Origin of the sequence: Micropruina sp. (assembly GCF_047606665.1) — a bacterium.
GTDB lineage: Bacteria > Actinomycetota > Actinomycetes > Propionibacteriales > Propionibacteriaceae > Micropruina.
On record NZ_JASGEF010000044.1, the window covers coordinates 49687 to 70823 of the forward strand.

A 21137-nucleotide genomic window follows, 5' to 3' on the forward strand; every position below is an offset into this window, starting at 1 on the left:
ACCATGCCGGACGCCATCGAACGTGTGGAGGTGCTGGTCTCCAGCCCGTCGCGGAACTACGTGACGCTGCGGCTGACCACCCGCGACGGCATCGTCGGTCTCGGCGACGCGACGGTCAACGGACGCGAGCTCGCGGTGGCATCCTATCTGCGCGACCACGTCGGGCCGTTGTTGATCGGACGCGATCCGGGCCGCATCGAGGACGTCTGGCAGTACCTCTATCGCGGGGTCTACTGGCGTCGCGGCCCGATCGGCATGGCGGCCATCGGTGCGGTGGACGTCGCCTTGTGGGACATCCTCGGCAAGCGCACCGGCCAGCCCCTGTACACCCTGTTCGGCGGACGCGTCCGTGACCGGCTGCCCACCTATCGGCATGCCTTGGGCTGGGACCTGCCGGCCCTGCTGGAACAGGTGGACGCCCATCGCGCGGCCGGCTTCGACAACATCCGGGTGCAGTCCGGAGTGCCCGGCCTGGACATCGTCTACGGCATCTCGAACGGTCCGGTCTACGAGCCGGCCGGACGGGGCGCCGCGCCGGTCGAGGAGACCTGGGACGCCGACGCGTACCTGCGGCACATGCCCGGCGTGCTCGCCGCCGTCCGCGAACACGTCGGCGAGGGTGTGGGCCTGTTGCACGACGTCCATCACCGGCTCACCCCGATCCAGGCCGCGCGGCTGGGCAAGGCGGTCGAACCGGTCGGCCTGTACTGGCTGGAGGACGTCACCCCGGCCGAAGACCAGGAGGCGTTGCGCCTGGTCCGGCAGCACACCACCACGCCGCTGGCGATCGGCGAGGTGTTCAACACGGTGTGGGATTGCCAGCAGCTGATCAGCAACCGGCTGATCGACTACATCCGGACCGCCGTCGTGCATGCCGGTGGCATCAGCCACATTCGCAAGATCTTCGCGCTGGCCGAGGTGTACGGCGTCCAGGCCGCGCCGCACGGTCCCTCGGATGTCTCGCCGGTCTCGCTGGCGGCGTCCATTCATCTGGGCGTGGCCACTCATAATGTCGCCATCCAGGAATACATGGGCTACCCCGGCCTGGTGCACGAGGCCTTCCCGCACGCCTGGCATGTCGCCGACGGACACCTCCAACCCGGCGACCAGCCCGGCCTCGGCGTTACCCTCAACGACGATCTGCACAACTCCAACTACTACGAACCCGCCTACCTGCCCGTGGCCCGCCGCCGCGACGGCACTCTCACAGATTGGTGATCGACGATGACTCAACCACTGTCCAAGGCCAGCTACTCCGGCAGCGTGCTGGGGGCCAGCGCGCCGCCCACGCCCGGCATGCTGCATCTCGGGATCGGCAACTTCCACCGCGCCCACGCCGCCGTATACACCGCCAAGGCGATGGCGGCGAGGGGCGGTCACTGGGGCATCGTCGCTGTCGCCAACCGCTCCCGCCGGGTGGTGGACGCCCTGGCCGGGCAGGACTACCGGTACTCGATCCTGGAGCTGTCCAGCGCCGGCGAGCGGGTCGACGTGATGGACGTCCATCGCGAGACGCTGGTCGCCGCCGAGCAGACCGCCGAGCTGATGGCGCGGATCGCCAACCCGCAGATCAAGGTGGTCACCATGACGATCTCCGAGAACGGCTACTGCCGCCACGCGGTCACCGGCGACCTGGACATCGACGGTGACCTGATCAGTGCCGACCTGGCCAACCCGGACGCCCCGCGGACCAGCATCGGCCAGCTGGCCGGCGCGCTGATCCGGCGCTATCAGGCCGACGCCGCCCCGCTGACCATCCTGTCCTGCGACAACCTGGTCTCGGCCGGCCACACCGCGCACCGGATGGTCAGCCAATACCTGCAGGCCACCGCCACCCCGGACGGCTTTCACGACTGGTTCGCCAGCCAGGTCACCTTCCCGAACGCGATGGTCGACCGGATCGTGCCCGGCACCACGGACGCCACCCGCGCCCGCGTTCAGGAACTGCTCGGCGTGGCCGATGCGATCCCGGTGCCCGCCGAACGGTTCACCATGTGGGTGATCGAGGACCGGTTCGCCGCCGGGCGTCCGGCCTGGGAAGAGGCCGGCGCCATCTTCTCCGACGAGGTGGAGGCCTACGAACTGGTCAAGCTGCGGCTGCTGAACGGCTCGCATTCGCTGATCTCCTACCTGGGCGGCTTGGACGGCCAGCCGACCATCCCGTCCAGCTTCGGCCAGGACTTCGTCCGGGAATGTGTCACCGAACTGCTGAACACCGAATACCTGCCCAGCATCGCCCTGCCGTCCGGCTTCGACCCGCAGGCCTACATCGCCCAGCTGTTCGACCGGTGGAGCAACCACGCGCTGGGCGACGCCACCGCGCGGGTCGGTTCGGACGGCTCGCTGAAGCTGCTGCAGCGCGTGCCCGACCCGGCGCTGCGGATGCTCGACCTCGGCCAGGTGCCGCAGCAGCTGGCGCTGATGGTGGCCGGCTGGATCGCCTGCGTCTGCCCGCCGGAGGGCTTCGATCCGGGACCGATCGCCGCCGAGATGATCGAGCCCGCCAAGCAGCGGCTGGCCGCGGCCACCGCCGGCGCCGGATCGACACGGGCCCATGTCGAGGCCATCGTCCGCGGCGGCTTCTTCCCCGAGACGCTGGCCGGACGCGACGAGTTCACCGAGCGGGTGGCCGATTTCGTCCAGATCATCGCCAGCCACGGCGTCCGGGAGGCGGCCCGCGCCGCTCTGGACGCTGCCCAATCCTGAAGATCGCAACCCTGGAAAGGAATGTCGATGAAGACACTCAAGATTCACGCCGCCGAGAACATCACCATCGAGGACGCCCCGATCCCCGAGCCCGGCGAGGGCGAGGTGCGGGTGCGGATGCACTACGGCGGCATCTGCGGCTCTGACCTGCACTACTACTTCGAGGGACGCAACGGCGCCTTCATCGTCACCGAACCGCTGGTTCCGGGCCACGAGATGTCCGGGGTGGTCGACCTGGATCCGTCCGGACGATGGGCGGCGGGGACGCGGGTGACGATCGCGCCGGCCACCTACGGCACCCCTGAGCCGGGCATCGAGGACCGGCCCTACCTGTGGCCGAACGGCAGCTACTTCGGCTCGGCGTCCACCACCCCGCACACACAGGGCGGGATGAGCGAATACCGGGTGGTGAAGGACTTCATGATCCGCGAACTGCCCGACGGACTGGGCCTGAAGGAGGCGTCCCTGGCCGAGCCGCTGGCGGTCGGGCTGCATGCGATCGCGCTGGCCGGCGGGGTCGAGGGCAAGAAGGTGCTGGTCACCGGTTCCGGTCCGATCGGGCTGTGCCTGGCCGCTGCCGCGGTGGTCAAGGGGGCCGCCGAGGTGACCGCCACCGACGTCCTGGACGGCCCGCTGAACCGGGCCAAGTCGCTCGGCGTGCACCACACCATCAACGTCCGCGAGGGGCAGATTCCCGCGCTGGCCTACGACGTGGTGTTCGAATGCTCCGGCGTGGGTCCGGCGATCAGCCCGGCGCTGGTCGCGGCTCGCCGGGGCGGCACCGTCGCCCAGGTCGGCATGCTGCCCGACCGCGAGATCGGGGTGAACCTGGCGCCGTTCGTCTCCAAAGAGGTCACCTACGTCGGCTGCTTCCGGTTCAACGACGAGATCGGCGAGGCGATCGAACTGCTGGCCGCCTACCCGCAGCTGTCCGGCGTGATCACCCATGTGATCGATGCCGACGACATCGTCGAGGCGTTCCAGACCGCCCGCAACAGCCAGGAATCCGGCAAGGTCGTCGTCTCGCTCTGGCTCGACGAGCAGAACTGACGATCACTTGACAGAAACGGGTGGACGCCGGTTGCCGCCAGCGTCCACCCCTATCCGAGCACACCCCATCTATCGCGTAACCGAGAAGGAGTAGCAGATGACAGCAGAGAATACCGCCGCCGGCGGGCCGCCCAGTTCCAGCGGAGTAGCAGAACGCACCACGAAAGACCTTGCCAAGGCCGCCGTCTCCGGCTGGCTCGGCACGGCCCTGGAGTTCATGGACTTCCAGCTGTACTCGCTCGCCGCGGCGCTGGTGTTCAGCAAGGTCTTCTTCCCCGGCGAGGAACCCGGCGTCGCGGTGATCTCGTCCATGGCCACCTACGCCACCGGCTACCTGAGCCGTCCGCTGGGCGCCTGGTACTTCGGACGCCTCGGCGACCGGATCGGCCGCACCAAGGTGCTCTTCTACACGATCGCGCTGATGGGCATCGCCACCACCCTGATCGGCTTCCTGCCCACCTACGGCCAGGTCGGCATCATGGCTCCGATCCTGCTGGTGGTGCTGCGGCTGGCCCAGGGCTTCGGCGCGGGCGCCGAGATTGCCGGCTCGTCGGTGATGCTCACCGAGTACGCGCCGCGCAAGAGCCGCGGACTGGTCGGCTCGCTGGTGGCGCTGGGCACCAACTCGGGGACGCTCGGGGCGTCCGCGATCTGGGGTTTGCTGGTGGCCACCATGTCCACTGAGACCGTGGTCGAGTGGGGCTGGCGGATTCCGTTCATCGCCTCGGCGCTGATCATGCTGTTCGCGGTGTGGCTGCGGCGGAGCCTGAAGGAGTCGCCGGTGTTCGAGGGCCGCGCCGACGTGGTCGACGGCGAAGCGCTGAGCAAGCAGGAACTGGAGCAGAAGATCGCCGCCAGCCACGACAACGTGCTCGCCGAGGCGATGCACGAGCGCAAGGGCCGGGCGTTCTTCGAAGGCTTCTTCCTGCGCTTCGGCCAGGCCGGCAACTCGGGAATGATCCAGACCTACCTGATCAGCTACATCACCACGGTGCTGCTGCTGGCGCCGAGCATCGGCACCGGCGTGGTGATCACCTCGTCGCTGATCGGCTTCGCCACCGTGCCGATCGTCGGCTGGCTGAGCGACAAGGTCGGCCGCAAGCTGATGTACATCGTGATGTCATCGATCGCGCTGGTGCTGGCGGTGCCGATGATCTGGATGATCGCGTCCAAGGACGTCAACAGCGTCTTCGCCGGCTACATCATCATTCACCAGACCTCGGTGCTGGCGTTGGCCTCGCTGGAGAACAACACCATGTCGGAGCTCTTCGGCGCCCGCGCCCGGCTCACCCAGCTGGCCCTGGCGAAGGAGCTGGCGGCCATCGTGGCCACCGGCATCGGCCCGGTCGTGGCGGCCGCGCTGGTGGTCGCCACCGGCTCGTGGTGGCCGATCGCGATCATGATCGCCTTCTTCTCGATCTGCTCGCTGGGCGCGGCGATCATCATGCCCGAGACCGCCGGGCGCGACCTGACCGTGCTGAACGACGCCCGCAAGGGCGAGGCCATCATCGGTCCGTTCGCCCGCCGCGAGCGGGCCCAACTCGGCCTGCCGAAACCGGAGGATGTGATCTGATTCAGAGGTTCCGCAGGCAGGGCTGACGCCCAATCGACTTTCGCCTGCCTGCGGAACCTCTTGAGCCTGAAATCGACCCCAGAGTGGTGTGGCCGGGGCGACCGTCCAAGCGTGGCGGGTGCCGGAGGGACACCTACTCTGGGGTCGATTTCAGACTGATGCCCGACTACCAGGGTTCCCGGTCGGCATCCGGGTGGCACTCACCGGCGTCTGGCGGCGGATATTCTGCCGCGGTGAGCTTCATCGATCAGGCACGGGACGCCAAGCAGGCCAGCATCGCGCTGGCCACCCTGAACCGCGCGGCCAAGGACGCCGCCCTGCACGCCATGGCGGACGCGCTGGCCGACGCGGAACAAGCGGTGCTGGAGGCCAACCGTCGCGATGTCGACCGGGCCCGCGCCGAGGGAACCTCCGAGGCGCTGATCGACCGGCTGCGGCTCAACCCGCAGCGGATCGACGGCATGGTCGGCGGACTGCGCGACCTGGCCGGTCTGCCCGATCCGATCGGCGACGTGGTCCGCGGCTGGACCAACGCCAACGGTGTCCAGGTGCGTCAGGTGCGGGTGCCGTTCGGCGTGGTCGGCATCATCTACGAGGCCCGGCCGAATGTGACGGCCGATGCCGCCGGCATTTGCGTCAAGTCGGGTAATGCCGCGCTGCTGCGCGGTTCGTCGTCGGCGCTGGAGTCGAACCGGGCGGTGGTGACCGCGCTGCGGGCCGGCCTGGCGGCCTCTGGGTTGCCGGTGGACGCCGTCCAGCTCGTCGAGGGCGGACGCGAGGTGACCGAGGAGATGATGGCCGCCCGCGGCCTGGTCGACGTGCTGATCCCGCGTGGGGGAGCCGGGCTGATCAACGCCGTGGTGAACGGCAGCAAGGTGCCGGTGATCGAGACCGGCACCGGCAACTGCCACATCTTCGTCGACGCCACCGCCGACCAGGAGATGGCACTGGACATTCTGCTCAACGCGAAGGTGCAGCGGCCCAGCGTCTGCAACGCCGCCGAGACCCTACTGGTGCACGCCGCGATCGCCGACGAATTCCTGCCGAAGGCACTCGCCGCGCTGGCCGGACAAGGGGTGACGGTGCACGGCACGGACGCCGTCCGGGGCTATTCGGACGCCGTGGTGCCGGCCGGTCCGGACGAGTTCGACGGCGAATACCTGTCGCTGGACATCGCCGCCGACGTGGTCGGCTCGGTGAGCGACGCCATCGAGCACATCCGCGCGCACACCACCGGGCACTCGGAGACCATCGTCACCAACGACCGGACCGCGGCGAACCGCTTCGTGGCCGAGGTGGACGCCGCCGCGGTGCTGGTCAACGCGTCGTCGCGGTTCGTGGACGGCGGTGAGTTCGGCTTCGGTGCCGAGATCGGCATCTCCACCCAGAAGCTGCACGCCCGTGGCCCGATGGGTCTGGCCGAGATGACCTCGTCGAAGTACGTGGTCACCGGCGAGGGCCAGACCCGCGGCTGACGTCCGTCGAACGAGTCGGCGGCAAACATGCCCGCCACAGGCGGCGATGGTGGCCGGAACCGCTGCTGCCCGTTAAGATCCGCGCATGGGTTTTCTACTGGAGACGGCGGCGGCGCATGACCCGAACCTGCCGTGGTTCGTCGGGGGAACGATCTTCCTGATGCTGATGATCGGTCTGCGCGTCGTCTGGGGTGTCGGTAAGAGTCATCCGCATAGCTGATGACCAATACCGGGATTGCCTGGGCCGATGACGGTTCCAGGCATCGTCGGCTGGGTGTGATGGGCGGCACGTTCGACCCGATCCATCATGGACACCTGGTGGCCGCCAGCGAGGTGGCCGCCAAATTCGCTCTCGACGAGGTCGTCTTCGTGCCCACCGGGGAACCCTGGCAGAAGGCCGACCGCGAGGTGTCGGTGGCCGAAGACCGGTACCTGATGACAACCATCGCGACGGCGTCCAACCCGCGTTTCTCGGTGAGCCGGGTCGACATCGACCGGCCGGGCTCCACCTACACCCTCGACACACTGCGCGATCTGCGCCGCCACTACGGCGAGGACGTCGACCTGTTCTTCATCACCGGTGCGGACGCGCTCAGCCAGATCCTGACCTGGCACGGTGTCCTGGAGCTGTTCGAGTTGGCGCACTTCGTCGGAGTCAGCCGACCCGGCACCACGCTGGGTGAGCACGACATCGACCACCTGCCGCCCGACAAGGTGACCTTGCTCGAGGTGCCGGCACTGGCGATCTCGTCCACCGACTGCCGCAATCGGGTCAAGGAGCAACTGCCGATCTGGTACCTGGTGCCGGACGGTATCGTCCAGTACATCGCCAAACGAGGCCTCTACCGCTAGACCTGGGAGCCAGATGACTGCAACAGACCACGCGATCGCCCTCACCCGTGTCGCCGCACGCGCGGCGTCCGACAAGCTGGGAAGCGATCTGGTGGCCTTCGATGTGTCCGAACCGCTGGCGATCACGGACATCTTCCTGATCGTCAGCGCGTCCAACGAGCGCCAGGTCGGCGCCATTGTGGACGCTGTCGAAGAGGCGCTGCTGATCGAGGGCGCCAAGCCGGCGCGGCGCGAGGGGCACGGCGAGAACCGCTGGGTGCTGCTCGACTTCATCGACCTGGTGGTGCACGTGATGCATGCCGAAGAGCGGGCCCTGTACGCGTTGGAACGGCTGTGGCGCGACTGCCCGCGGATCTCCCTGGAAGCCCCCGCCGAGTTGGTGGACGCGGCCGCCGGCCGTCCGGAGTCGGCCGAGACCTCGCGCGTGGAGTTGTGACCGCGGCACGGGTCGTGGCCTGGCGCCACGGCGAGACCGCCTGGAATGCCGAGGGTCGCTATCAGGGCCAGGCGGACGTCGCGCTGAACCCCAAGGGTCGTGATCAGGCGCGCGCCGCGGCGGTCCGGATCGCCGCGCTGCAACCGGCCCGGATCGTCTCCTCCGATCTCAGCCGGGCCAGCGACACGGCCTGGGAGCTGGCGCGCCGCACCGGCCTGGTGGTCGAGGTCGAGCCACGCCTGCAAGAGATCAACGTCGGCGACTGGGTCGGCATGACCAACGACGAGGTGTTCGCCGCCCACCCCGACTTCGCGGCCGATCTGCGGGCCGGCCGGGACGCCCGCCGCTCGGCGACCGGTGAGACCGGCGCCCAGGCCGGGGCACGGGTCGCCGAGGCACTGCTGGATATCGCCGAGAGCAGCCCGGACGGCTCCACGGTCGTCGCCGTCGGCCACGGTTTCGCCCTTCGGGTGGCGATGGTGTTCCTGCTCGGCCTCGACTATGCCCACAACCTGACCCTGGGCGGGTTGTGGAACGCCTCCTGGTCGGTGCTGCAGCCGGGCGGCGAGAGCTGGCGGCTGGTCTCCTATAACAATGTCGCGGACGGGGCCTGACTTCGATCCGGGATCTCGGCCAGTTTGCTCATCGAGGATTGAGCCTGTCGAAATCCGGCTTGGCTAGGGTCTCGACGAGCGGCCGGGGCTAGCTCTTGTGTCGTCGCCGCCACACCACCACCGCGGTGGCGGCCGTCGTGCCGATGGCCCAGGGCAGCCAAGATGGGAGGCGACGTCCACTCGGCTCGGGTTCGTCCGATCCGTCCAGCCGGACGGTGCCGGTGCCGCCGTCCACGGTGATCATGTCGCCGGTGCGGATCCGCTTGGTGGCGTTGCCGGTACCGAGCACGGCCGGGATGCCGTACTCGCGGGCCACGATCGAGCCGTGGCTAAGCACGCCGCCGATGTCGGTCACCACGCCGGCGGCAAGGGCGAACAGCGGCGTATAGGCAGGGGTGGTGATCGAGGCGACCAGGATCTCGCCGGGCTGGAAGGCGGCGAAATCGTCTGCTCCGGCGAGCACACGGGCCGGGGCGGTGACCCGTCCGCCGGAGCCGCCGGTGCCCTTCAGCACCGGACCGGTCTGCTCGCCTTCGTGGGCCGGCATCATACTGTTCATCCAGCTGACCCAGCCGGACACCGGCAGGTACTGCGGCGGCGTGGCCAGCTGCCGGCCGCGCCACTCCCGGCGGCGCTGCTCGACGTCCGCGCTGCGATCGTCGAGTCGGTCGGCACCGCCGTCGAGGGCCGCGGACGCGGCGTCCACCTCGGCGGCGGTGAGCCAGAACACGTCGTCGGGCCGGGCAACGGCGCCCACACCCGCGAGGCGTCCACCGAGTTCGCGCAGCAGCCGACGGATCGTCGGCCAGGCCAGGCCCATCGCGGCCAGGGCGTCCTCGCGGATCGGTGCCCACTGCTGCGCCGCCTTCAGGCTGGCGGACGCCGCCCGGTGCCGGATCGGGTCGAGTCTCGACGTCAAGTCGAGGGTGAGATGGTCGCGGCGATCGGTCATCTCGCGTTGGCGCTGGGCGGAGTCGGCACCGCGTCCGGCGATGGCGTGCTTGAGGGCTTCGATTACGGGCGTCGGGTCATCGGCGGGTACCGGGTTGGCGAAGTCGAGGTTGTAGATGGTGTGGCCGAACTCGCCCAGATGGTCGCGCAGCCGGGTGGTGAACGTCGCCCAGTCGTCCGCGGCGACGCCGGCCGGGGTGGTGGTGAGGACGTCTTTCGCGACGATGCTGTCGAGCGCGTCGGCCAAGCCGGGGATGGTCCGGCACCAGGTGCCCAGGGCGTGCAGGGACTTCTCGGCGCGTAGCGGGGTCGAGTCGAATCCGAGCAGGAAGTCGGACGCCTGCGGGTCGCCCTCGCGACGCAGCAGCGCGTTGTAGAGGCCGGTCCAGGTCAGCTCGCTGGTGGCCGCCACCGGGATCACCATCTGCACATTGCTGTAGTAGACGCAGGCCGCGGCCAGCAGCTCACGTACCGCGGCCATCAGTTCGGTGGCCGGCAAGGTCGCCGGATCGCGATCGACCCAGCGGGCGACCGCGGCCTGGTAGTCGGGCAGGGCATGGTCGCGCCAGCGCTGCAGCACGACATCGTGATGAGCGATGATCTTGAAGGCGGCCGGGGTCAGTCCGATCAGCCGCTTCATCGCCTTGCGGCTGTAGTCGTAGTAGGCATACCCGTTGATGGTCGGGAAGTCCATGTCCAGGCCGACCAGGCTCTCGGCGAAGCTGGCCATCAGACGGTCCAGCCCGAGCGGCACGGCGACCCGGATCAGGTCGGCGAACAGCGGCGTCAACGGGTCGGGCAGCTGCTCGACGATGCTGGCCCGGAAGTACATGCTGTCCGGGCGGGGGAGTGGCCACTGCGTGGGCATGTCGCCGATCGGTTCGGGCAGCGCGGTGATCGGACGGGCCTGCACCAGCTGGAAGATGTCGTCGGCGAGGGTCCATTCGATGTCCTGTGGGCAGCCGAAATGGTTCTGGACGCGCTCACCCAGGGCTGCCAGCTCCAGCACCTGGGCGTCGCTGAGGGTGGCCCGGCGCGCCTCGGACGCCGGCGTGGCGACCTGCTCGGAGCCGCCGTCTGTGCGCACCGTCATCACCTTCTTCTCGGCGATCCGCCGGGATGCGAGGGGCTCCGACCGGCCGCGATCGACCACATACTCGTCGGGCTCGACAAGCCCGCCGACGATCGCCTCGCCCAGTCCCCAGGCGGCGGTGATCACGGTCTGCTCGCGGCGTCCGTTGGCCGGGTTGGCGGTGAACATGACCCCAGCGACCTCGGCGGGCACCAGGCGCTGCACCACGACCGCGATGCTCAGCCCGGCCGCGTCGTCGTGACGAGCGCGCTCGCGATACGCGACGGCGCGCTCGTTCCACAGGGACGCCCAGCAGCGCAGGACGGCGTAAAGCACCTGATCGGTGCCGGCAATGTTGAGGTAGGTGTCCTGCTGCCCGGCAAAGCTGGCTCCGGGCAGGTCCTCGGCGGTGGCCGACGACCGGACCGCCACCGCCCCTTCGCCGAGCCGACGGTAGCCCTCGGTCACGGCGTCCGCGATGTCGGCGGGCATCGTGGCGTCCCGGAACAGCGCCGCGATGGCGTCCGGCGAGGCGGCGGCCGCGAGTCGGGCGTCCAGGTCGTTGGCGGCGACGAAGGTGTCGTAGCCGGCGGTGGTAACGACGAAACCGTCCGGCACCGGGAAGCCGGCCCCGAGCAGTTCGCCAAGGTTTGCGCCCTTGCCACCGGCGATGGGCAGATCAGTGGAGGAGATCTCGCTCAGCGGGAGGACCAGAGGTGACACACACTCGGTCATGGCTTCGAGTCTAATACTCATGCTCGTTGGGGAAGCGCTGATCAATGTCTCCTCTTGGGGCTGGTCCGGGTGAGGATGCTTGGAGGGGTCGCGGGGTTGCCCGGCGGCCTTGATTGTGGCTCTTCAGCGTGGTTTCGGGGTCTTGCAGCCTGCCTACAATCCAGCCGACCGGTTCCCACAAGGCCGATCGGAAGGTCAAAGACCCCCCGAACCCAGCACCCAGGCATCGCCTGGAGTGGCACCCACCCTAAAAGCCTAGGCCGTCAACTCGGCGACTCCGTCGACGGATCTCTCTGGTATGGCCGGCGAGCAGCTGGGCGCTGTATCGAGCAGGACCGCGATGGCATGCTTGGGGTCATGTGGAGGCGAGCGTGATGAGCGGGGAGGCGACTCCGGGTGTGCTGCTGGTGGCCAGCACGGAACTCAGCGACGGCGTCTTCGATCAGAGCGTCGTGTTGGTGCTGGACGCCGACGAGTCCGGCTCGCTCGGGGTGGTGCTGAACCGCGAGGCGTCCGTCGATCTGCGCAGCGCGTTGCCGGCGTGGGCGCCGCTGGTGAGCGAACCACGGGTCCTGTTCGAGGGCGGCCCGGTCTCCCAGGAGGGGGCGATCTGTCTGGCGTCGCCGCAGAAGCCGGACGAGGAGCCGCCGGGTTGGCGGTCGTTGTTCGACGCCGTCGGCCTGCTGCATCTCGACACCCCGGTCGAGATCGCCGAGGGGGCCTACCGCGATCTGCGGATCTTCGCCGGCTACGCCGGGTGGGCGCCCGGCCAGCTGGAGAACGAGCTGGAGCAGGGCTGGTGGCATGTGGTGCGGGCCACCTACACCGATGTCTACGACCGCGATCCGGATACCTTGTGGCGCCGCGTGTTGCGCCGTCAGGGGGGTGACCTGGCCCTTTTGTCGACCTGGACCTCCACGCCCGAGCGGAACTGACTTAGACTGCCAACACGGTTGGGCGTCCGGAACAAGGGGGTGTTGTGTCGGACGGCATGCAGCGTACGCAACGCATCCTGGTGGTCGACGATGACGTCGCTCTGTCGGAAATGCTGCAACTGGTGCTTCGCGCCGATGGTTTCGACGCCTCTTGGTGCAACTCGGGCCTGCAGGCCGTCGAGGCCTTTCAACGCTATCGACCCGATCTGGTGCTGCTCGATCTGATGCTGCCAGGTCGCGACGGGGTGGACGTCTGTCGCGAGATCCGCACCATCTCGGGCGTCCCGATCGTGATGCTGACCGCGAAATCGGACACCCGTGACGTGGTCGAGGGCCTCGAGGCGGGGGCCGACGACTATGTCGCGAAGCCGTTCAAGGTCAAGGAGCTGCTGGCCCGGATCCGCACCCGGCTGCGCCGGCATGTGCCCGCCGAGGATACCGATGTGCTGCCGATCGGCGATCTGACGATCAGCGTCCGCGAGCACGTCGTGCGGCGTGGCACCGAGCAGATCGCGCTCACTCCGCTCGAATTCGACCTGCTGCTCGCGTTGGCCCGTCGTCCGCGGCACGCCTTCAGCCGTGAACTCTTGCTCCAGGAGGTCTGGGGCTATCGGCATGCCTCCGACACGCGCCTGGTCAATGTGCACGTGCAGCGGCTGCGCAGCAAGATCGAGCACGATCCGGAGCATCCCGAGATCATCGTGACCGTGCGCGGCGTCGGCTACCGGGCCGGGGAGCCTCGCGAATCGCCATGACCGACCAGCGCAGCGCGCGAACCGGACGCACACTGTGGTCCCGTTCGTTGCCGTTCCGTGTGGTGGTGACCACTCTGGTCGCGGCGTTGACGGTGCTGACCGCCACCGGGTGGTTCCTGATGGACCAGTCCTCCCGTGGCATCCTCGCCGGCAAGCGCCAGGCGAGTCTCGCCGAGGCCTCCGTTGTGCTGGATGGCATGCAGCGCGATCTGCGCAGCCTGAACCCGCGCACGGCGTCCATCAACGAGCGGCTCACCCAGCTGGCCAGGGACGCCGCCTACCGCGGCTCGGTCGGCAACCAGTACTACGTGGTGGTGGCCGGTCCGGTCTCCGACATCGGTTCGGCCGGCATCGACTACGCCAGCGTCCCCGACTCGCTGCGGCGCGCGGTGCAGGGCGTCGACGGCATCTACTCCACGTCCACCGAGATCCGGTTCGCGGACGCCCGTCCCGCCGTCCCCGGGTTGGCGATCGGGTCGGCCCTGTCGGCACCTGACGGCACCCGCTACCCGGTCTACTTCCTGTTCACCCAGCAACCCGAGGCCGAAACCCTGGCGGTCGTGCAACGGGCGACGGTGGTCGCCGGCCTGATCGTCCTGGTCGGCGTCGTGGCAACCGGCTGGATGATCGCGCTGCAGGTGTTGCGTCCGATCCGCGCTGCCCGGCTGGCTGCCGAGAGCATCGCCGCCGGCCATCTGGACGACCGGATGGCCGTCCGCGGCACCGACGACCTGGCCGGTCTGGCCCGGTCGATGAACCATCTGGCGACCGAGCTGGACCGCAAGATCACCGAGATGGAGGAACTGTCGCGGGTCCAGCAGCAGTTCGTCTCGGACGTCTCCCACGAGTTGCGGACGCCGTTGACCACGGTCCGGATGGCGGCCGACGTCTTGTACGGCCAGCGCGACGGGTTCGATCCGCTGGCCACCCGGAGCACCGAGCTGCTGTCCACCGAGCTGGACCGTTTCGAGGAGCTGTTGACCGATCTGCTGGAGATCAGCCGGTTCGACGCCGGCGCGGCCGAGTTGAGCCTGGACGAGGTGGACCTGGCCCAGATCGCCGCCGAGGAGCTGGCCGCGCAGGAACTGCTGGCCCAGCAGTACGGCATTCCGCTGCAGCTGGACGCTGCGGAACCCTGCCTGGCCGAGGTCGACCCGCGCCGGATCCGGCGCATTCTGCGCAACCTGATCGCCAATGCCATCGAGCACGGCGAGGGACGCCCGGTCAGCGTGCACGTCCGCGGCGGCGAGAGCGCGGTCGCGGTCGCCGTCCGCGACCACGGGGTCGGGTTCAGCGCCGCCGAGGCGCACAAGGTGTTCAACCGGTTCTGGCGGGCCGATCCGGCCCGGCGCCGGACGGTGGGCGGCAGCGGGCTGGGGTTGGCGATCGCATTGGGTGACGCCACGCTGCACCACGGGTGGCTGAACGCTTGGGGACGGCCCGGCCAGGGTGCCCAGTTCCGGCTGACCTTGCCGCGCAAAGCCGGGGACGACGTCATCTCGTCCCCCTGGCCGGTCATGCCGGATGACGCCGAGGTGTCCGCGTGAGGCGAGCGGCGGTGGTGGCGCTGACCGTCGTGCTGGCGCTGTCGGGCTGTGTGACGGTACCGACCAGCGGACCGGTCGAACGGCATTCCCCGGTGCAGCAGCAGGCCAACCCCGGCGTCGACATCGCGCCCGTGCCGCCCGCGCCGGGCGCTTCGCCGGGGCTGATCGTCGAGGGCTTCCTGCACGCCATGGCCACCTACCAGCCCGGTTACGCAGTGGCCCGGCAGTTCCTCACCACGGGCGCCGCCCAGGCGTGGCAACCCGAGTCGGGTGTCGAGATCTACGCCGCTGGCTATCCGCCGCAGGCCAGCGACTCCGGCGTGGTGCTGACTGCGCCGCTGGCCGGCACCCTCGACCCGCAGGGCTCCTTCACCGTCGGCGGCACCGTCTACCACCACGACTTCGGCCTGGTTCGCGACGCCGAGAGCCAGTGGCGGATCTCCCGCCCGCCGCGCGGGCTGCTGGTCTCGCAATCGCTCTTCGGCAGCACCTGGGTGCGTGCCGACGTCTGCTTGTGGGACGTCACCGGCAACTGGCTGGTGCCCGATCCGCGGTTCGTGCAGATCGGCAAACCAAGACTGGCGGCGACCGTGCGGGCTGTGCTCGGCGGGCCGAGCTCACTGGCCTCTGCCGCCTATCGGCGTCCGGTCACGGGCCTCCAGGCGTCCGCGGTGGCGCTCGGCAGCGGCGGGGTGGTGACGGTCGACATCGCCGGTGCCACCGACACCTTGGACATGGACGGGCGCCGGCGGCTGGCTGCCGAACTGGTCTGGTCGTTGACCTCGCTGAAGGGTGTGACCGGCGTGCGGGTGCGCAGCCACGGCGTGAGCTGGGAGCTGGGCGGACGCGACGGGGTGCTGACCACGGCCGAGTTCGCCGAGGGCGCGCCGGTTCCGGCGAACCCGGACGACGGCGTCTACCTGCTTCGGCAGGGCACCGTGCAACGCGCCGCCTGGGCCGATCCGACCGCGTCCCCCCGACCGCTGCCGGGTGCCGGTGCACCGCCGAGAGCGCTGGCCGTCCGCACTGACGGCGAGGTCGTCGCCCTGGTCACCGATGACGGCACCGAGGTGCGCAGTGTCGTCGTCCGGGACGGCGTCACGAAGGTTGAGCTGACCGGGGAGCGGGCCACCGGCGTCCGCTGGACTCGGCAGGGCGAGCTCTGGGCGTTGCTGGACCGGACCCGCGGGCGGCGGCTGCGCGCGGTCAAGGACGACCAGGAGGTTCCGGTGAGCACCGAGGGGCTGCCGATCGGCCAGATCCGCAGCTTCGCACCGGCGCCGGACGGCGTCCGGGTCGCCCTGGTGATCGAGAATCAGGGGCGGACCAGCCTGGGCGTGGCGGCCGTCGTCCGGACCTCGGCAGGCTTCCGCTTCGTCGGCTGGCGGGAGCTCGCCCCGTCCGCCTGGGCGCCGACCGGACAGGCGCCGATCGATGTCGGCTGGACCGGGCCGGCCGGCCTGCTCGTGCTGGTGGGCGGCAGTTCGTCGGCGCGGGTGATCAACGTCGACAGCGAGGGCGCGGTCGCGACCGAGGTGCGTCCCAACGACGCCACGGCGCTGGTGCAGTTGGTGGCCGCGTCGTCCGGGCGGGCCGTGCTCCGTGGGCCGGACGGGCAGACCTGGCGGTTCGTCGGCGGCCTCACCTGGGAGCCGTGGCTGAATCAGGTGGACGCCGTCGCCCTGCCCTGAGCTGAGGATGCGCTGATCAAAGCTCCTCCATCGTCATCCCGGACTTGATCCGACTCGATCCGGCGCCGGATCGCTCGACCGGAGCTATAGCCGCAGGCGATTCGCTGAGGCACACTCAAGGTCATGAAGTGGAGTGCATTGCTCGACGCCATGGCCGACCTGGCCTGGGGCGGTTGTTGCGCCGCCTGCGGGCAGCCTGGTCCGGTCTGCTGTCGGACGTGCGCCGACAGCGTCCGCGGACTGGTGCCGCGCCGAGTGGACGCCGGGAACGGCGTGACTCCGATCTGGGCCCGCGGGGACTATACCGACGAGTTGCGGGCGCTGATCCTGGCCTGCAAGGAGCGGCAGGGCCTCGGCCTCGTGCCCTTGCTGGGCGATCTGGTCGAAGGCAGCGTCGCCGCCGTCGTGCACGACCGCTGGCGGCGCGGCCCCGTCATGCTGGTGCCGATCCCGTCGAGCCGGGCCACGGTCGCGGCGCGAGGCTTCGATCTCACCTGGCTGCTGGCTCGCCGTGCCGCGAGCCGGCTAGGTCGGCTCGGCCTGGACATCCAGGCCCGGCGCGACCTGACCCTGGCCTCCGGCAGCCGCGATCAGGTAGGCCTCGGCGTCGAGGACCGGGCCAGCAACAGGCGCGGCGGCATCGAGGCGCTGCCGAGCCAGCCCGCGCAGATCGTGCTGTTGGACGACATCGTGACCACCGGCGCGACCCTGGCTGCCGCGGTGGATGCCCTGGAGTCGGTCGGCCATCGGCTGCTCGGTGCAGGCGTGATCGCGGCCACACCTCGCCTCGACGGACGCCCGCGCGCCGTCCGCTGACTATTGGATCGCTGGTCGAGTGACCCGCGGCGACTGAGATCCCGGCGTTCGCCGGGATGACGGTTTGCGGCTCCGTCGCGTCGTCACGAGAGCTATTCGTCATCCCGGATTCATGACCCCGGACTTGCTCCGACTTGCTCCGGGATCTCACGCCGTCACGTCAGATGATCTCTCGGGATGTCGTCGGCCGTTGGTCGAGCTTGTCGAGAACCCGGCTCTGACCACGGGTTTCGCCAAGCTCGACCAACGATGAGATGTCCGGGATCAGGCGCTCTGCTCGGCGACGGTCTCCACCTCGAGGTGGATCACGCCGTAGTCGTAGGCCCGGCGACGGTAGACGACGCTCGGGGCGCCGCTCTCGGCGTCCACGTAGAGGAAGAAGTCGTGGCCGACCAGTTCCATCTCGTCCAGCGCCTGCGCCAGGGTCAGCGGGGTGGCCTTGAACAGCTTCTCGCGGACCACCAGCGGCCCGTCGCCATGAACCTCCAGGCCGGCGATCTTGCGGATCTCGGGACGGTCCTCGTCCTTCTGCGGCACAGCCACCGGCGGCGGCGCACCGAACTGCTGGCCGGCGCGCAAGCCGCGGTGCACCTTGCGGCGGTCGGCCGCCCGGCGCAGCTGCGACTTGAGGCGGTCGAGGGCGTGCTCGAAGGCGATCAGCTTCTCGTCGGCGGTGGCCTCGGCGCGCACCACGGGACCACGGCTGCGCAGCGTGATTTCGACCGATGTGGCCTGGTCGGGTTGTCGGGCATGCGGATTGGCCGATACCTGTACCTCGACCCGGATCACCCTGTCACGCAGCTTTTCGACTCCGCTCAGGCGCTCACTCACGCGCGTACGGAAGTCGTCGCTGATCTGGCAATGCCGGCCGGTGACGAGAACGTCCACTGCAACCTCCTGGTCGTCGGGCCCGGCTCAACGAGCCGGGCGGAACCCAAATGGCGCCCGGCTTCACCCCGGATGCGGGGTACTGTGGCCCTGGCGCCATGGCTCCAACCTACTGGCGCGACCTGAGGTTTACCAGGCTCTTTCCTGTGCGTCGGCAATGCAGCTGTAACATCCTGAAATCGGGGCGTAACCGGGCTCGAACGTGGGCGAAACACCGCAGGGCGATGGTTGCCGCATGACCCTGTTAGAGCTCAACTCCGGCGACACCGCCTGGATCCTGATCAGTGCCGCCTTGGTGCTGCTCATGACCCCTGGTCTCGCCTTCTTCTATGGTGGCATGGTTCGTGCCAAGGGCGTCTTGAACATGATGATGATGAGCTTCATCTCCATGGGCGTCATCGGCGTCCTGTGGGTGCTCTTCGGATACAGCATGGCCTTCGGCAACTCCGTCGGCGGGGCCGGCATCATCGGCAACCCGCTCGAGTTCGCCGGACTGGAGAGTCTGCTCACCAACGATCCCGAGGCCAGCTACCCCGCCCTGGCGTTCGTCGCCTTCCAGGCCTGCTTCGCGATCATCACCGTCGCACTCGTCTCCGGCGCGATCGCCGACCGCGCGTCCTTCGGCGGCTGGACGCTGTTCGCCGTCCTCTGGGGCACCCTGGTCTACTTCCCGGCCGCGCACTGGGTGTTCGCCTTCAGCAACGAGGACGCGGGTGTGGTGGGCGGCTGGATCGCCAACCAGATCAAGGCCGTCGACTTCGCCGGCGGCACGGCGATCCACATCAACGCAGGCACCGCGGCCCTGGCCCTGGCCCTGGTGGTCGGACCGCGGATCGGCTTCGGCACCAAGCCGATGCGGCCGCACAACATGACCCTGGTGATGCTCGGTGCCGCTCTGCTCTGGTTCGGCTGGTTCGGCTTCAACGCCGGTTCCGCCGTCGCCGCCAACGGGCTGGCCAGCCTGGCCTGGGTGAACACGCTCGCCGCCACGGCGGCCGCGATGCTCGGCTGGCTGATCGTGGAGAAGCTGCGGGACGGGCATCCGACCTCGCTGGGCGCGGCGTCCGGAATCGTCGCGGGCCTGGTCGGGATCACCCCGGCGGCCGGTGCGGTGAGCCCGATCGGCGCCATCGTCCTCGGTCTGGTGGCCGGCGTGGCCTGCGCCTACGCGGTCGGCTTGAAGTACAAGCTCGGCTTCGACGACTCGCTCGACGTGGTCGGCGTCCACCTGGTCGGCGGTCTGGTCGGCACCCTGCTGATCGGCTTCCTGGCCGACCCGGCGGCGTCCTACCTGGCCAACCCCGACACGACCGAGCCGGTTGCCGGACTGTTCTACGGCGGCGGTTTCGATCAGCTGTGGCGGCAGGCGGTGGGTGCGTTCGCGGTGATGGCGTTCTCGTTCGTGATGAGCTACCTGATCGCCCTGGTGGTCAAGCACACCGTCGGCTGGCGGGTCTCCACCTCCGATGAGCTCGGCGGCATCGACCTGGCCGAGCACAGCGAGGCCGGCTACGACCTGAGCCCGGTCTACTACTCCAGCCGGGTCGGGCACACGCTGGTGCTGACCAAGGACGACTTCCCAGAAACCGATAAGACGGGAGCTTCGAAGTGAAGCTGGTAACCGCAATCATCCAGCCCGAGATGCTGGAACGGACCCAGAAGGCGCTCGTCCGCCACGGCGTGGGCGGCATGACCATCAGCGAGGTGTCCGGCTACGGACGTCAGCAGGGCCACGTCGAGGTCTACCGCGGCGAGGAATACACCATCGACTTCATCGTCAAGGTGCGCCTGGAGATCCTGGTCGACGATCCGGAGGTCGAAGAGGTTGTCCAGGTGATCGCCGGCGCGGCCCGCACCGGATCGGTCGGCGACGGCAAGGTCTGGGTGGTCCCGGTCGAGAACGTCGTCCGCGTCCGCACCGGCGAAAGCGGCCTCGCCGCCGTCTGATCGTCGGAACCAACAAGCCTGGGGGGACCCCGCGAAAGCGTGGTGGAAGACGGGGCTCCGAGTTCGCTCGGAGCCCCGTTTCCGCGCCTCCGGGACTTGGTTCAGGGTCGGTTCAGGTGGGTTAGGGGAGCGGGACGGGGGTCTCCGGGGGCTCACCGGCCAGCACCCGTGCGACGTTGCGGACGGCGAGCTGGCACATGTTGTCGCGGGTGGTGCCGCCGGCGCTGCCGATGTGGGGTTGCAGCACCACGTTGTCGAGTTCGCGCAAGGCCGGGTTGATCACGGGTTCGCCCTCGAAGGTGTCCAGCGCGGCACCGGCCAGGTGGCCGCTGCGCAGCGCTGCGATCAGGGCCGTCTCGTCGACGATGCCGCCGCGGGCGGCGTTGAGCAGGTACGCGCCGGGTTTCATGGACGCCAGCGCGTCCGCATCGATCAGGTGCCGGGTGTCCGGTCGCAGCGGGACGTGCAGGGTCACCACATCGGACGTCGCCAGCAGTTCCGCTTGATCGACGATCTCGACCTTGTCGAGTTGGGTGCCGACCTGGAGTCGGGGATGGCTGGCGATCACTCGCATCCCGAAGGCCTGCGCGCGGCGGGCGACGGCGCGTCCGATCCGGCCGAGGCCGATGATGCCCAGCGTCGCGCCGGCGCTGATGTCGAGGCCGACCAGCATGGTTGGGCCCCAGATCCACGGTTCGCCCGAGCGGGCGAAGCGGTCGGCCTCGACCACCCGGCGGGTGATCGCCAGCAGCATCGCGAGGGTGTGGTCCGCGGTTGCCTCGTCCAGCACGCCGGGGGTGTTGGTGATCACCACGCCGTGCCGCTTGGCCTCGGCCAGGTCGATGTTGTCGAAGCCCACCGCGACGTTGGCGACCACCCGCAACTGGGGGCCGGCGGCGTCGAAGAATGCGGCGTCGATCCGCTCGGTGAGGGTGACGATCGCGGCCGCCGCGCCGACGATGTCGGCCAGCATCCGCTCCGGCGATGGGGGAGCCACCTCGCCGACCGTCAGTTCCAGTCCGAGCGCGGGCAACTCGTCCATCACCGTGTCGGTGAGTCGTCGGGCGACGTACAGATGGCCAGCAGGCATCAGG

19 protein-coding genes are annotated in these 21137 nt (G+C 69.4%); 16 read left to right on the plus strand and 3 right to left on the minus strand.

The window, feature by feature from the left end; all coding sequences use genetic code 11:
- The first annotated feature begins 3 nt into the window (after positions 1–3).
- The 9 genes from manD (at position 4) to QM619_RS10690 (ending at position 8706) form a co-directional block, all read left to right on the plus strand.
- Positions 4–1218, plus strand: coding sequence for a D-mannonate dehydratase ManD (manD, locus tag QM619_RS10650; RefSeq protein ID WP_415108008.1), 1215 nt, complete (start codon positions 4–6; stop codon positions 1216–1218).
- Between the two features lie 6 nt (positions 1219–1224).
- The gene (locus QM619_RS10655; protein WP_415108010.1) at positions 1225–2706 is read left to right on the plus strand and encodes a mannitol dehydrogenase family protein; all 1482 of its coding nucleotides are present in this window, start codon (positions 1225–1227) and stop codon (positions 2704–2706) included.
- A gap of 27 nt (positions 2707–2733) precedes the next feature.
- Positions 2734–3756, plus strand: coding sequence for an L-idonate 5-dehydrogenase (locus QM619_RS10660; protein WP_415108012.1), 1023 nt, complete (start codon positions 2734–2736; stop codon positions 3754–3756).
- A 97-nt stretch (positions 3757–3853) separates the two neighbouring features.
- A complete protein-coding gene (locus QM619_RS10665; RefSeq protein ID WP_415108015.1) occupies positions 3854–5329 on the plus strand; it encodes an MFS transporter in 1476 nt (491 codons plus the stop codon).
- Between the two features lie 233 nt (positions 5330–5562).
- Positions 5563–6804 carry a glutamate-5-semialdehyde dehydrogenase gene (locus QM619_RS10670; protein ID WP_415108018.1) on the plus strand — a complete coding sequence of 414 codons (1242 nt, stop codon included), beginning with the start codon at positions 5563–5565 and terminating at the stop codon, positions 6802–6804.
- An 85-nt stretch (positions 6805–6889) separates the two neighbouring features.
- A complete protein-coding gene (locus QM619_RS10675; RefSeq protein WP_415108021.1) occupies positions 6890–7024 on the plus strand; it encodes a hypothetical protein in 135 nt (44 codons plus the stop codon).
- A complete protein-coding gene (gene nadD / locus QM619_RS10680; RefSeq protein WP_415108024.1) occupies positions 7024–7656 on the plus strand; it encodes a nicotinate-nucleotide adenylyltransferase in 633 nt (210 codons plus the stop codon). Before QM619_RS10675 ends, nadD begins: the two co-directional genes overlap by 1 nt.
- 13 nt (positions 7657–7669) lie before the next feature.
- Entirely contained in the window at positions 7670–8092 is a 423-nt protein-coding gene (gene rsfS, locus QM619_RS10685; protein WP_415108027.1) for a ribosome silencing factor, read from the plus strand.
- Positions 8089–8706 carry a histidine phosphatase family protein gene (locus QM619_RS10690; protein ID WP_415108030.1) on the plus strand — a complete coding sequence of 206 codons (618 nt, stop codon included), beginning with the start codon at positions 8089–8091 and terminating at the stop codon, positions 8704–8706. Before rsfS ends, QM619_RS10690 begins: the two co-directional genes overlap by 4 nt.
- Positions 8707–8794: 88 nt before the next feature.
- On the opposite strand, the gene QM619_RS10695 is transcribed toward QM619_RS10690, so the two are convergent.
- Positions 8795–11464: a PEP/pyruvate-binding domain-containing protein gene (locus QM619_RS10695; protein ID WP_415108032.1), complete on the minus strand. Its 2670-nt coding sequence runs from the start codon at positions 11462–11464 to the stop codon at positions 8795–8797.
- A gap of 374 nt (positions 11465–11838) precedes the next feature.
- On the opposite strand from QM619_RS10695, the gene QM619_RS10700 reads away from it, so the two are divergent.
- The 5 genes from QM619_RS10700 to QM619_RS10720 all read left to right on the plus strand — a co-directional run bounded on the left by QM619_RS10700 (position 11839) and on the right by QM619_RS10720 (position 17208).
- The gene (locus tag QM619_RS10700) at positions 11839–12399 is read left to right on the plus strand and encodes a YqgE/AlgH family protein (RefSeq protein ID WP_415108035.1); all 561 of its coding nucleotides are present in this window, start codon (positions 11839–11841) and stop codon (positions 12397–12399) included.
- A 56-nt stretch (positions 12400–12455) separates the two neighbouring features.
- Positions 12456–13154 carry an MtrAB system response regulator MtrA gene (mtrA, locus tag QM619_RS10705; RefSeq protein WP_415108038.1) on the plus strand — a complete coding sequence of 233 codons (699 nt, stop codon included), beginning with the start codon at positions 12456–12458 and terminating at the stop codon, positions 13152–13154.
- Entirely contained in the window at positions 13151–14701 is a 1551-nt protein-coding gene (gene mtrB, locus QM619_RS10710) for an MtrAB system histidine kinase MtrB (RefSeq protein ID WP_415108041.1), read from the plus strand. The genes mtrA and mtrB overlap by 4 nt, the downstream gene beginning before the upstream one ends.
- Entirely contained in the window at positions 14698–16392 is a 1695-nt protein-coding gene (locus QM619_RS10715) for an LpqB family beta-propeller domain-containing protein (protein WP_415108044.1), read from the plus strand. Before mtrB ends, QM619_RS10715 begins: the two co-directional genes overlap by 4 nt.
- Before the next feature lie 123 nt (positions 16393–16515).
- A complete protein-coding gene (locus QM619_RS10720; protein ID WP_415108046.1) occupies positions 16516–17208 on the plus strand; it encodes a ComF family protein in 693 nt (230 codons plus the stop codon).
- Positions 17209–17472: 264 nt separating this feature from the next.
- Here QM619_RS10720 and hpf read toward each other — a convergent pair whose 3' ends face one another.
- On the minus strand, positions 17473–18096 hold the full coding sequence (hpf, locus tag QM619_RS10725; protein WP_415108049.1) for a ribosome hibernation-promoting factor, HPF/YfiA family: 624 nt from the start codon (positions 18094–18096) through the stop codon (positions 17473–17475).
- Between the two features lie 235 nt (positions 18097–18331).
- On the opposite strand from hpf, the gene QM619_RS10730 reads away from it, so the two are divergent.
- Together QM619_RS10730 and QM619_RS10735 are read left to right on the plus strand one after the other, a co-directional pair.
- A complete protein-coding gene (locus QM619_RS10730) occupies positions 18332–19708 on the plus strand; it encodes an ammonium transporter (RefSeq protein WP_415108052.1) in 1377 nt (458 codons plus the stop codon).
- The gene (locus tag QM619_RS10735) at positions 19705–20043 is read left to right on the plus strand and encodes a P-II family nitrogen regulator (RefSeq protein ID WP_415108055.1); all 339 of its coding nucleotides are present in this window, start codon (positions 19705–19707) and stop codon (positions 20041–20043) included. The genes QM619_RS10730 and QM619_RS10735 overlap by 4 nt, the downstream gene beginning before the upstream one ends.
- Before the next feature lie 121 nt (positions 20044–20164).
- Here the strand turns inward: QM619_RS10735 and QM619_RS10740 are convergent, their stop codons facing one another.
- Positions 20165–21133: a 2-hydroxyacid dehydrogenase gene (locus tag QM619_RS10740; RefSeq protein ID WP_415108057.1), complete on the minus strand. Its 969-nt coding sequence runs from the start codon at positions 21131–21133 to the stop codon at positions 20165–20167.
- Positions 21134–21137 lie beyond the last annotated feature (4 nt).